This is a genomic window from Listeria rocourtiae subsp. hofi, from assembly GCF_963575615.1.
Classification (GTDB): Bacteria; Bacillota; Bacilli; order Lactobacillales; family Listeriaceae; genus Listeria_A; species Listeria_A hofi.
In genome coordinates, this window is sequence record NZ_CAUYTL010000002.1 from 214473 (window position 1) to 226898 (window position 12426).

General features: G+C 40.9%; 9 protein-coding genes and 1 riboswitch. Of the genes, 5 read left to right on the top strand and 4 right to left on the bottom strand.

What is annotated here, in order from left to right:
• Positions 1-303: 303 nt before the first annotated feature.
• From maeA to R8925_RS02430, 3 genes are all read right to left on the bottom strand, one after another.
• A complete protein-coding gene (gene maeA, locus R8925_RS02420; RefSeq protein ID WP_430534323.1) occupies positions 304-1836 on the bottom strand; it encodes an oxaloacetate-decarboxylating malate dehydrogenase in 1533 nt (510 codons plus the stop codon).
• Position 1837: 1 nt separating this feature from the next.
• Positions 1838-3199 carry an MFS transporter gene (locus tag R8925_RS02425; RefSeq protein WP_430534324.1) on the bottom strand — a complete coding sequence of 454 codons (1362 nt, stop codon included), beginning with the start codon at positions 3197-3199 and terminating at the stop codon, positions 1838-1840.
• 269 nt (positions 3200-3468) lie between these two features.
• Positions 3469-4257, bottom strand: a complete 789-nt coding sequence (locus R8925_RS02430; protein WP_430534325.1) for an IclR family transcriptional regulator — start codon at positions 4255-4257, stop codon at positions 3469-3471.
• Positions 4258-4580: 323 nt separating this feature from the next.
• Here R8925_RS02430 and R8925_RS02435 point away from each other — a divergent pair, with 323 nt between their 5' ends.
• From R8925_RS02435 to R8925_RS02450, 4 genes are all read left to right on the top strand, one after another.
• Positions 4581-5906 (top strand): lyase family protein, encoded by a 1326-nt coding sequence (locus R8925_RS02435; protein WP_430534326.1) that lies wholly within the window; start codon positions 4581-4583, stop codon positions 5904-5906.
• On the top strand, positions 5890-7392 hold the full coding sequence (locus R8925_RS02440) for an aldehyde dehydrogenase family protein (RefSeq protein ID WP_430534327.1): 1503 nt from the start codon (positions 5890-5892) through the stop codon (positions 7390-7392). The genes R8925_RS02435 and R8925_RS02440 overlap by 17 nt, the downstream gene beginning before the upstream one ends.
• A gap of 59 nt (positions 7393-7451) precedes the next feature.
• Complete coding sequence (locus R8925_RS02445) at positions 7452-8564, top strand: Zn-dependent alcohol dehydrogenase (RefSeq protein ID WP_430534328.1); 1113 nt, start codon at positions 7452-7454, stop codon at positions 8562-8564.
• A gap of 359 nt (positions 8565-8923) precedes the next feature.
• Complete coding sequence (locus R8925_RS02450) at positions 8924-9574, top strand: DUF4352 domain-containing protein (RefSeq protein ID WP_430534329.1); 651 nt, start codon at positions 8924-8926, stop codon at positions 9572-9574.
• 259 nt (positions 9575-9833) lie between these two features.
• Here R8925_RS02450 and R8925_RS02455 read toward each other — a convergent pair whose 3' ends face one another.
• On the bottom strand, positions 9834-11435 hold the full coding sequence (locus tag R8925_RS02455) for an ABC-F family ATP-binding cassette domain-containing protein (RefSeq protein ID WP_430534330.1): 1602 nt from the start codon (positions 11433-11435) through the stop codon (positions 9834-9836).
• A 241-nt stretch (positions 11436-11676) separates the two neighbouring features.
• Positions 11677-11784, top strand: a riboswitch (TPP riboswitch).
• An 80-nt stretch (positions 11785-11864) separates the two neighbouring features.
• Here R8925_RS02455 and thiT point away from each other — a divergent pair.
• On the top strand, positions 11865-12425 hold the full coding sequence (gene thiT, locus R8925_RS02460; protein ID WP_430534331.1) for an energy-coupled thiamine transporter ThiT: 561 nt from the start codon (positions 11865-11867) through the stop codon (positions 12423-12425).
• The last annotated feature ends 1 nt before the right edge of the window (position 12426 follow it).

Below are 12426 nucleotides of genomic sequence, written 5' to 3' on the forward strand. Positions count from 1 at the left end.
GCCGACCTAGCTTTTTGCGGAGGGCGTGAAGTATTCGAGGAGTTGGCTGTTGAAGTTGGATCCGGAGTTGCTGAGCATGACATAGAACATGGATTACATGCTCACTTCGTTCTCATGCATATTGAGGTTCTAAATCAGCAAAAAACGCTACTTAAGAACCACAACATAGGGGGCGCAGTGAAAACCCTCTTTTGGTTTTTGCGGAGGCCACGAAATTTCCGAGAGGCTGGCTGTTGGAGCTGGATCCGGAGGCGCCAAACCAAAAAGGTATAAAATCCAAAATCGGATTTTATACCTTTTTCTTTACTCATTTTCCAAGTAATGCTTCATCCTTTCCTCAAACTTAGCATCACTCCAAATCTCACCACAACTATATTCCGCCACAGCCTTTGCAACTGCCATTGATACATCAAATAATTCAGAAACTGCAGGGAGCAGTGTATCGTCACGCGTATCAAAAGAGCCAATTGCTTCCGCTGCAACAGAAAGCATCCCTGTATCAATCTGCGTAGCACCGCCTAAAATCGCACCTAAAGCAAGCCCAGGATAAGCCAACGCATTATTGGCCTGCGCAATCCGATGTTGCTTCTCCTTAAAAATCACGTCTGCAAAAGGGCTTCCAGTTGCAACTAAAGCTTTACCATCCGTCCAATCAAATAAATCTTGAGGTTGCGCTTCAGCCAAAGTAGTTGGATTTGAAATCGGAAAAATAATAGGTACTTCACAAAAACTTGCCATCGATGTCACAATTTCTTTCGTAAAAGCACCTGTGGCAGTCGATGTCCCAATTAAAACAGTCGGATGAAGCGTAGCAACCGCCTCTGCCAAAGAAAGCCCAGCCAAGTCCTTTTGCTCCGAAATCAGTCCATCTTTTCCAAAGAAGTAGAAACTGGAATTCGCCTCATCAGTTGTCAAACCTCGATCTATTAGCCAATCCTTTATCTGCGACGCAATCCCAAGCCCAGCACTTCCAGCCCCAAAAATAAAAATTCGTTGCGCATGGAGATTGGCTTCGATCCGCTTAAATGCTGCACTAAGCGCTGCTAAAACAATAATCCCAGTCCCTTGGATATCATCATTAAACGAAAATAAGTCTACATATCTTTGCAATAACCTGCTCGCATTTTTTTGCCCAAAATCTTCCCAGTGAAGTAGGGCATTTGGATAAAAATCCTGAATCTCGCGAATAAATGCTCCGATAAAATCATCATATTCCACGCCAAAAGCGCGTTTTTGACGTAATCCAAGATAGTATGGATCCGTTAATAATTCTGAATTATTTGTCCCAACATCAAGCATAACAGTCAAAATTCGCTCAGCTGGAATATCTGTGGCCACCGTATAAACAACACCTTTTCCAGCCACAATTTCACTACCACCAATACCCCAGTCGCCAATACCTAGAATACCTTCACCATCTGTTACAATCACGATATCAATTCGTGGATGCTGCGCTTTCACCATTGCCATCAAGTTAGATAATTCTAAAACCTGGTCTATCGAAAAATAAATACCAGCCGTTCCATCATAACAATGACTAAAGCGCTTAATTGGCTCGCTAATCGTTGGTGTATAAACAATTGGCAACAATACATCAAGATTTGCCCTAACCAGTGTATAATACAGATCCTTCCTTTGCTCACGAAGCGTACGCAAAAACAAATACTGTAAAAAAGCTGTCGGTAATTCTTGAACTCGCGCCATTTGCATCGCCATTTCCTGCTCTAAATTCAATACTCGGCTCGGTGAAAAAGGCGTCATTCCACGATTATCGCGTGCCTCTTTTGACCATTGAAGATTTGTCAGCAAACCATTTTTATTTTGCAAAATATTCACGTCATTTCTCTCCCTTAAGCGCTACTTTTTTAAGGCGTTCAACATCTTTTGCGGCTTCGGAAAGCGTCAAATTTTTCGTTTCTGGCGCCCAAGCAATCGATACAATCGTTCCAATAATGAGAATAACTGCAAGCCCCATTGTTGAAAATTGAATACCAAAACTTGCCGTTGTAATTGGCAGCAAGAAAGTACCCATTGCCGAACCTAATCTACTCATTGATGTTGCAAAACCAACACCTAGCGACCTAATCTCAGTCGGGAAACTCTCAGCAGGAAAGACACCAACCAAGTTACTAACTGCAGACATAATCAGTGTAAAGCCGGCAAAAACAACGATCATCAAGAAACTAGCGCTCGTTGGCAAGACGCTCAAAAGCACCAACATCACACTGAGAAAAATAAAAGAATAAATCAGGAAGCCGCGTCTAGAGAAGATAATTGTGAACCAAATACCAAGTACAGCCCCAACGATTAGGATTACATTAAGCAGTAAATCAGTTCCAAAATTCTCGCTAAGGCCCATCAAATTCAAAATCGACGGCAAGAAAGTATAAATTGCAAAGTAGGGAATAACAAGGCAAACAAAAAACAAACTATTAAAAGCCGTCCGTTTTCTCATATCCTTACTGAATAATGCCATGAAGCTACGTTTTTTAGTGGACTCCACCATCTCATCATCCAACATCACATTTGCTCCAACATGTTTCTGCACAATTGCAAGTGCTTCCTCTTTACGGCCTTTACTGATTAGCCAACGAGGTGATTCCGGCGTTCCAATTCGTAAAATTAAAATTAAGAAAGCAGGCAAAGCAGAAGAAGCCAGCATAATTCGCCATGCATCAGGACCTATTGATTGCATATAAAAGCCCACAAAGCTCGCCGCAACGTAGCCAAATGTCCATATCACACTAAACGATCCAAGCAAAACCCCACGATGTTTTCTCGGCGCAAATTCAGCAAGCATTGTATGCCCGACGCTATAGTCCCCACCAAGCCCAATTCCTAGTAACACGCGACATAAAAACAATTCTAATGGCGTATCCGCAAAAAACTGTAGCGCTGAACCAAGTGTAATAATAATGAAACTGGTCACAAAAATTTTTTGACGGCCAATATAGTCAGAAATCCAACCTAAAAGCAAGCTTCCTAAAAATAGACCAATTAGCGCCGAACTACCAATTAAACCAACCCAAAGATGCGTGAGTCCCATTTGTGGTTGAATGAGTGTTAAAGCAAAACCGATAACACCGATAATATAGCCATCTGTGAAATGGGCTCCAAACGTTAAACCAGCGATTTTAATATGAAATTTATTTAAAGGTGCGTCATCTAATCGAATCAAATTGTTCGTACTTGTCGACATAAGTAAATCCTCCTATTTCCTAAATGTAAGGGATTACAAAAACATTTTTGCTGGGGGATTAAAAAAGTTCGGATAGCGAAAAAATAATTTCACTATTCGCTCTCTATCCTACGACAAAATCACAAACTTTGTCAATACTTTATTTTTAGCAAGCATCAGATAGGCTATTGTTGCATTGAAGGGGATAAATTAGTTTGTGAATAATATATCAAAAAAGCAAGATAACGCAACTCCCATTTTTAGTGGACGGCGCGAATCTTGCTACTGAATTATTCCATACTTGTTTCACGGAGTATCGATGTTGTCATTAAATCACGATATTTTCTAATAATCGGTAATGCTTCGTTCATCTTGTCCTTAGTGAACCGAAAACCTGGTCCAGAAACGCTCAGCAAAGCAATTAACTGCTGATTTTGGTCCATTATCGGAAGAGAAAGCCCATTTTCAGCCGTTTCTAACTCGCCAAATACAGTTGCATAACCATTTTTTTGAATCAAAGCAATCTCGGCGCGGAGCTTGGCTGGATCAGTAATTGTACTCGGTGAATAACTCGTTAAATGCCCAGCGAGAATTGCCTCCAAGTCATCCTTTTCCAGCAAACTAAGAACAATTTTGCCACTTGAAGTGGAGTGAAGTGGCAGCTCAACATGGATATAATCAATGAGCTTTACTTGATCTTTAGGCACCAATTGTTCGATGGTTAAAGTCGTTGTTGTGAGTGGCAGGCTTAGATGCACGCTCTCATGAACTTCGGCGCACAGTTCTTTCATCAAGTGGTGCGTCCGGCGAATAAGAAACTGATGGTAATTATTCTTATTTGATAGCAAATAAAAAAATGTACCGACTGTATAAAGCTTTGTTTGCGCATTGCGTTCAATAAGGCTTTGCTCTGCGAGAGAATTAAGTGAGCGCCAAATGGTTGTACGGTTAAATCCCGTTTTGGCGATAAGATCATTAATCGAAAGTCCAATCTTACTTTCACTGATCATTCTTAATAATAAAAGCGCTTTATCAACGGATTGCACAGTAGAAATATTTTTTTTAGGTGAGTCTTCCATTATTTTTTTCATACTATTTATTATAGCTTTAAAAGCACATTTTTTCAATTTAGAGTCGTTGGGGCAGAGGCAAGTCAGGTTTTATTGCTAATAGTACGTGCATAAAAACACAATGTTGACGTTGCTTTTTTTCTGTCTTATAATAACTTTAAATTCAAATTAAGAAATATAAAATTCGTATTGTGAACAAAATAGTTGGGGGATTATTTTCAAAATGCGACTTTTATAGAGGTGAAAGTGTAGCTTACTGCATTTTTCGTAAGCGGTTTCTTTATTTGAACGCAATCAAAAGCAGAAATTTAAAGAAAGGTCGGACAGGAATAATGACTGAGACGGTTGAATCACGGATAGAACGAGATTATCTTGGTGAAGTAGAAATTCCAGCAAATCGGCAATACGGTATTTTGACGGCACGCGCAGTAACTAATTTATCTTTTTCTGGTACTTTACTATCTGGAAAACCAACTTTTATTCGGGCGATGCTAGAAGTAAAGAAGGCTGCAAGTTTAGTTAATATGGCGACCTCAGAGCTCAGTGTTGCAAAAGGAAGGGCAATTGTGACGGCGTGCGATGCGTTGATGGAAGCTGCTAATTGGGATGATTTTGTTGTTGATGCTTATCATGGGGGTGGTGGCATCGCGACGAATGTGAATGTAAATGAGGTGGTGGCGCACGTTGCCGGAATGGGCGTCGATGCAACGAATGATGTGAACGGTTCACAATCGACAGCTGACGCGTGTCATACGGCGCTATATATTGCGCTATACCGTGATTTTGAGCAGTTGGTGGCTAGTATGGATATTTTGAAATTGGAAATGACAGATAAGGTGGCTAGTTTTGCAGAAATCGATACGATTAGTCGAACTTGTATGCAAGATGGCATGCGCTTCAAGCAAGGTGAGCGTTTCAGCGGTTATAAGGAGGTTTTGGAGCGTCGCCAGCAAAAAGTGATAAATGCAATGCCGGCTTTGTTGACGGTGAATCTTGGAAAAACGGTGATTGGCTCGGGGACAGGTGCTAGTAAAGCATACCAAGCAGAAATAATGAACCAGTTGCGCGATGTGACTGGCTTAGAGCTTTGTTTGACGAAAAATGGTTTTGATACTGCACAAAATATTGATGCTATTACAGAACTAGCGGATATTTTGAAACTTTATGCAGAAACATTGCTAAAAATTTGTCAGGATTTGCGGTTTTTATCATCAGGTCCGGAGACGGGAATAGGCGAGCTTGTGTTGCCTGTTTTAATGGCAGGTTCTACATTTTTCCCAGGAAAGGTGAATCCTGTTATTCCGGAAACTGTGATGCAGGGCGCTTTTAGTATCATCGGTAAGGTGGAGACAATACATCTTTGCTACCGGCACAGCGATACCGATCTCAATGTGTTTGAACATATGGCGGGCATGCAATTGTTGGAAATTGTGACACAACTCCGTGAGATTGTGACGTTGCTTGCCGAACGCTGCTTGCAGGGATTGAACGTCAATGAATCGCGATGTACAGCGTATGCCAAGGCACTGATTCCAATCGTTGTGGATTTGAAAGAGCATTTTACGTATCGGGAAGTGCAAAATTTACTAGCTGAAAAGACGAGACAAGAACTATTAGAAATTTTAGAAGGAGTGGCGATAAATGATAGCAGAATTTAAGGGGATTGAGCAACCAAAATTGGAGTGGGCGAAATCGTGGTTAAATAGGCCGAAAAAAATGTACATTGGCGGTCAGTGGATCGAAACTTCACGGACGATTGAGTCGATTAGTCCGATTGATGGTACGGTGATTGGCTCAATCTATGCTGGCAGTGAGAAAGAAGTGGGGATGGCCGTGTCGAGTGCTAAAGCAGCTTTCGAAACGACTTGGAAAAAGGTGGCACGTAAGGAACGGGCAAAAATGATGCGTGACATTGCGCGTTTAATTTTAGAACATCAAGCAGAACTGGCAACACTTGAGTCGCTTGATAACGGAAAATTATACACCGAGTCATATCAAGATGATGTGCAGGAAGCAGCAGATTTATTTGACTATTATGCAGGATGGACGAATAAATATTACGGCGAAAATAATCCTGTTGAAGGTGATTTTCTAAGTGTGACGACGCGCGATCCAATTGGTGTTTGTGGGCAAATCGTTCCGTTTAATTTCCCAATCGATATGGCAGCTTGGAAATTGGCACCGGCGCTTGCAATGGGAAATACGGTCATCTTAAAACCGTCTGAGAAAACATCTTTTTCAGCTATTCGCTTATTTGAAATTATTGATGAGGCCCGCATTTTGCCAGCAGGCGTGATTAATTTAGCACTTGGAGATGGGCTTGTTGGTCAGGCACTAGCACGACACAATGATGTTGATAAAGTTGCATTTACGGGAAGCACTGAAATTGGGCGCGATTTAGTGCGTGCATCGGCTGAGTCTAATTTGAAGGCAGTATCACTTGAGCTTGGTGGCAAATCGCCAAATATTATTTTTGCAGATGCACCGGATTTGGATAAAGCGATTGAAACATCTTTTTATGGGCTTTTCACACACAAAGGAGAGAAATGCTCGGCACCAACAAGGTTAATTGTCCAAAATGAAATATACGATAAAGTGGTTGCAAAACTGGCGGAATATGCAGATAGCTATAAATTAGGCAATCCATTTCATCCAGATGTACAGCAAGGTGCGTCGGTTTCAGAGGCTCATATGGAGAAGATTCTTGGCTATATCGAGAGTGCGAAAGAAGAGGGCGGGACAGTTGCAGCTGGAGGATTCCGAGATATGACAGGAGATAATGCACGCGGGTTTTATGTTCGTCCGACAATTCTATCTGACATGAATAACACGATGAAAGCAGTGCGTGAGGAGATTTTTGGCCCGGTTCTTTGTGTGATTCCATTTGAAACGGAAGAAGAAGCTGTAAGCATCGCGAATGATACGACATATGGCCTTGCTGCTGGTTTTTGGACGAATGATGCTAGTCGCACACACCGTGTGGCGAATCAACTTGAGGCTGGGATGGTTTTCGTCAATAAATATGGTTGTTACGATTTTGCAAGCCCGTTCGGAGGCTGGAAACAAAGTGGTTGGGGCAAGGAATTCGCGGTACATTCACTTGCTGCTTACACGAAACAAAAAGCAATCTGGTTCGCTTATTAAATTTGACACGAGCGTCGATACCCGAATTGGAGTAAGGCGCTTTTCTAGGGGGATAAATCATGAAAATGAAAGCAGCGGTTATGACTAAATTAGGGCAACCGTTAGAAATTAAAACAGTGGACCTAGCCGATCCGAAAGAAACAGAAGTACTTGTAAAAATGAAAGCAACAGGTGTGTGTCATAGTGATTTAAATGCTTTTGAAGATGGAGCTACGCCAACACCGAGCATTTTAGGGCATGAAGGTGCGGGTATTGTTGAAAAAGTTGGGAGCGCTGTCACTGGTGTGAACCCTGGTGATCACGTGGCGCTAAACTGGGTACCATTTTGCGGTACGTGTGATTACTGTGCGGCAGGTACGCCGAATTTATGTGAATCTGCTTTTGGACCAATGTTTGATGGGACTTTACTCGATGGGACATCCAGGCTTTCTATTGATGGGGAGCAGGCTTACCATTATTCCTTATTATCAACTTTTGCGGAATATACAGTTGTCCCTGAAAAATCATGTGTAAAAATCCCTAAAAACATGCCTTTTGCAGAAGCTTCTCTTATTGGTTGTGGTGTAGCAACGGGATACAATGCTGCTGTGCGTGCTGCGGGCGTTACTCCAGGTTCAACTGTTGCTATTTTCGGTATTGGTGGGGTTGGCGTAAATGCGATTCAAGGTGCTAAAATTGCGGGTGCAGAAAAAATCATTGCATGCGATATTAAAGCTGATAATTTAGAACTTGCAAAGAAATTCGGCGCCACGCATGCAGTCAATTCGCTAGATAAAGATGTGATTGAGCAGATCCAATCGCTTAGCGGTAATCTTGGTGTTAATTTTGCTATTGATTGTTCTGGGAATACGATTGCGACGGAAACAGCATGGAAAGCTACACGAAAAGGTGGAACTACAGTTGTAGTCGGCGCGTTTCATCCAAGTAAACAAGTAGCGTTACCGGCAGGCGGTTTCCACCGAGTTGCGAAAACATTGCGCGGTAGTTTTTATGGTGATTCTCAGCCATTTCGTGATTTTCCAATACTTGCGCAATTGTACTTAGACGGAAAACTTAATTTAGATCACCTAGTTTTGCGAAAAATTAAGCTAGAGCAAATCAACGAAGCTTTTGCAGACTTCTACGATATTAGTGCAGTTAATGTGGGAAGAACGGTTATTGAATTTGCTTAAAAACAATGTAGACTAGAGCAGTAATGTTTTAGTCTTTTTTTGTCTTATTTGAGGGAGATATTTTATAAGATTTGCTGAAAAAGGCTACACGCTCGCAATACTTGCGTACATATTGAAAGCTCTAATGTTAAGTGAAAGATGCTTTATAAGAGCTGCTGAAGGATTACCTGCTCGCGAAGCTCGCATGCATATTGAAGCTCTAATATTCAGTGAAAGATGCTTTATAAGAGCTGCTGAAGGATTACCTGCTCGCGAAGCTCGCATGCATATTGAAGCTCTAATTCAGCAAAAGATGCTTTATAAGAGCTTCAACATATGTTATAGTACAATAATAACAATCAGGCAAGGAGAGTTAAAACATGGCCATTTGGTTAACATTAATGGGTGTCTCATTTCTAGGGTTCATCATCGGACTTATCATGCTATTCGCCCAATCACAACGCAAAATCGGCATTTTCGTCGTAACTGGGGCTAGTATTCTTATCATCATTTCTATTATCGGCGTATTTATTTCATTTGGTAATTACAGCAAGCTCCAAGAACAAGTTGCAAGTTATTCCTCTGATAGCAAGACTGGTAAAACGAAATCAGAAGGAATAGAAATATATAATGTGAATTGGCATAATAATGCGGATGGAATGGATAAGAAAATTTCAACCGTTACTGTCGAGAAGAAGGTTGTACATTCTACAATGGAAGATAAAGACATGCCAGGAACACTCACGATTGCAATCGAAATTAAAAATAACACAAAAGATGAATTGCTTACCTATCCGTTACAAGGTGAGCTAACAACAATCAATGGACAACAATTAGCTGCTGATATTATTTTATCAGATATTATTGATGGCAAAATGAAGCCGGGTGCTACAATAAAGGGGCGTATTGTTTTTCCGCTTGACAAACTGGATAAGGTTTCTGATATTCAGTGGTTCCAATTTTCATGGTCGACATATAATAAAGACAAGCTGATCAAAAGCGATACAGGACGACTTAATTTGAAAAAATGATAAATAGCGCTTCTTATCTGGGAAACCCGGTGGGAAGTGCTATTTTTGACTAGGAAATAAGCATTTTATGTATACAATCCGATTTTTTATCAGAATTATAGCGATGAATGGTATCTGCATTCTAAAAAATTTAGAGGAACGCCTATTCACAATGCTCATAAGTATATTGGGGCTGTGACTCATTGCATTTCGAACAGTCCCAACAAATAAAAAAGCAGTAGACGTGCCATAATACGGCGTCTCTACTGCTTTTTTCAACTTACTCCGTCACATTCAATGCTTCAGCAAGATACTCATCGTATGAAATTTCTTTATTATAGAACTGATCTTTTGAAAGGTTGATGATACGTGTCGCAACACTTTGCAAGAACTGGTGGTCATGTGATGCGAAAATCATCGCCCCTTTAAATTGAATCATCCCGTTATTTAGCGCAGTAATTGATTCCAAATCTAAATGGTTGGTAGGTTCGTCCATCAACAGCACATTGGCACCAGAAAGCATGTTTTTCGATAGCATACAACGAACTTTTTCACCACCGGAAAGAACGCGAACTTTTTTCAATACTTCGTCGCCACTAAACAGCATGCGGCCCAGGAAACCGCGAAGGAAAGCCTCGCTATCATCTTGTGGCGAATATTGGCGTAACCATTCTACAAGATTTAAGTCGTTCTCCTCGAAGAACTCTGAGTTGTCTTTAGGGAAGTAGCTTTGAGTTGTTGTTACACCCCATTTATATTCACCTTCATCAGGTTCCATTTCACCAGCAAGGATTTGGAAGAATACTGTTTTTGCAACTTCATCGTCACCAACAAGCGCAACTTTGTCATTACGATTGATGATAAAGCTCACGTTATCAAGTACTTTCACACCATCAATTGTTTTCGAAAGGTTCGTCACAGTAAGGAGATCATTCCCAACTTCTCGGTCAGGATTGAATTGTACGAACGGGTAGCGACGACTTGAAGGCTGAATATCCTCAAGTGTAATTTTATCAAGCATTTTCTTACGGCTAGTCGCTTGTTTTGATTTCGAAGCGTTAGCCGAGAAACGTGCGATAAAGGCTTCCAATTCTTTAATCTTTTCTTCTTTCTTCTTGTTGCGATCGCCCATCATTGTTTGTGCCAATTGACTAGATTCATACCAGAAATCATAGTTACCGACATACAGCTTAATTTTGCTGAAATCAAGATCGGCAATATGCGTACATACTTTATTAAGGAAATGACGGTCATGGGAAACTACGATAACCGTATTCTCAAAGTTGATTAAAAATTCTTCTAACCAATGAATCGCTTTAATGTCCAAATGGTTGGTAGGCTCATCCAGAAGTAAAATATCAGGCTTGCCGAATAGTGCTTGTGCTAGCAAAACTTTGACTTTTTCACTACCTGTAAGGTCTTTCATTAATTTATCGTGCAAGTCAGTCGTGATACCCAGTCCATTAAGCAAAACAGCAGCGTCAGGTTCTGCATCCCAACCATCCAGTTCTGCAAATTCACCTTCTAGCTCTGCAGCACGAATACCGTCTTCATCGCTGAAATCTTCTTTTGAATAAATCGCGTCTTTTTCTGCCATGATTTTGAAAAGTTGCTCATGTCCGCGAATAACGGTTTTCAAAACAACTTCTTCATCATATTGGAAATGATCTTGTTTCAAAACAGTTAAACGTTCACCAGCCGGAATATGCACGTTACCACTTTGTGAATCAAGCTCACCAGAAAGCACCTTTAAGAAAGTAGATTTCCCCGCACCGTTTGCACCGATTAAGCCGTAACAATTTCCAGGTGTGAATTTAATGGAAACATCTTCAAACAATTTTTTATCGCCAAAACGTAAAGATACATTATTTACAGTTAACATTTTCGTCCTCCCAAATTCGCGCGTTCTCAACTGAAATTTTCATATTGAATGCCAAAAACGCAATTACTCCTATTCTATCACGAATACTCATGCAATGAAAGAGCAGGGAACTGGACTTTCTAAAATATACTGCTATAATGAGAACCAGATAGTCAAATAAGGCGCCAAAGCTTACAAATCTTGGTGTATTGTTTGGGCATCCATGATTTGGGACTGAAATAGAATCCACTTCATGAATAGACGTTACCACAGGGGGGGCCTTGGCTGAGATTGATTTCTGATTTTTAGGAATCTGACCCTTTGAACCTGTTCGTTAATACGAGCGTAGGGATTGTGGCGAATGAAGTTATATCTGATTACATAAGTTTGATGATTTGACTCCTTTCTTCTGCGGTACGTTTTTTACCAAAAAAAGAAAGGGGTATTTTTATGCGTAATACGCGATTGTTAACAATGTTAGAATGTGCTATTTTTGCTGCATTAGCAATGGTTCTCAGCTTTATTCCCGTTGATTTCGGATCGTCATTTTCGGTATCTTTAGGCATGATTCCGATGTACATTATTGCGATTAGACGTGGCTTTTGGGCTGCTGGTTTTTCAGGACTATTGTGGGGATTGCTTCATTTTGTGACAGGGAAAGCTTATATTTTGAGCCCATTACAAGGATTTATTGAGTATATTGTTGCCTTCGCATTTATTGCTTTTGCTGGCGTGTTTGCGGTGCAAGTTCGTGGTTATTTGAAAGAGGAGAAGTTAGGCAAAGCGATTGGCTGGGCTTGGGGAACGATGGTTATTGGCGGCGTGGCACGGTATTTCTGGCATTATCTTGCGGGCGTCTTGTTTTGGGGAGCTTATGCTTTTAAAGGTTGGTCCGCGCAATTGTTTTCGATTGTGATGAATGGTGCGAGTTGTATCGCAACGATTATCGTGGCAGGAATCATTGTTACCATCTTGATGAAAATCTCACCAAGGCTTTTTCTGCCTAAATAAT

Excerpts from the sequence above, each read along its gene's own strand:
- R8925_RS02425 (WP_430534324.1), bottom strand. The coding sequence starts at position 3,199 with ATGTCGACAAGTACGAACAATTTGATTCGATTAGATGACGCACCTTTA.
- R8925_RS02430 (WP_430534325.1), bottom strand. The coding sequence starts at position 4,257 with ATGGAAGACTCACCTAAAAAAAATATTTCTACTGTGCAATCCGTTGAT.
- R8925_RS02435 (WP_430534326.1), top strand. The coding sequence starts at position 4,581 with ATGACTGAGACGGTTGAATCACGGATAGAACGAGATTATCTTGGTGAA.
- R8925_RS02440 (WP_430534327.1), top strand. The coding sequence starts at position 5,890 with ATGATAGCAGAATTTAAGGGGATTGAGCAACCAAAATTGGAGTGGGCG.
- R8925_RS02445 (WP_430534328.1), top strand. The coding sequence starts at position 7,452 with ATGAAAATGAAAGCAGCGGTTATGACTAAATTAGGGCAACCGTTAGAA.
- R8925_RS02450 (WP_430534329.1), top strand. The coding sequence starts at position 8,924 with ATGGCCATTTGGTTAACATTAATGGGTGTCTCATTTCTAGGGTTCATC.
- R8925_RS02455 (WP_430534330.1), bottom strand. The coding sequence starts at position 11,435 with ATGTTAACTGTAAATAATGTATCTTTACGTTTTGGCGATAAAAAATTG.
- thiT (WP_430534331.1), top strand. The coding sequence starts at position 11,865 with ATGCGTAATACGCGATTGTTAACAATGTTAGAATGTGCTATTTTTGCT.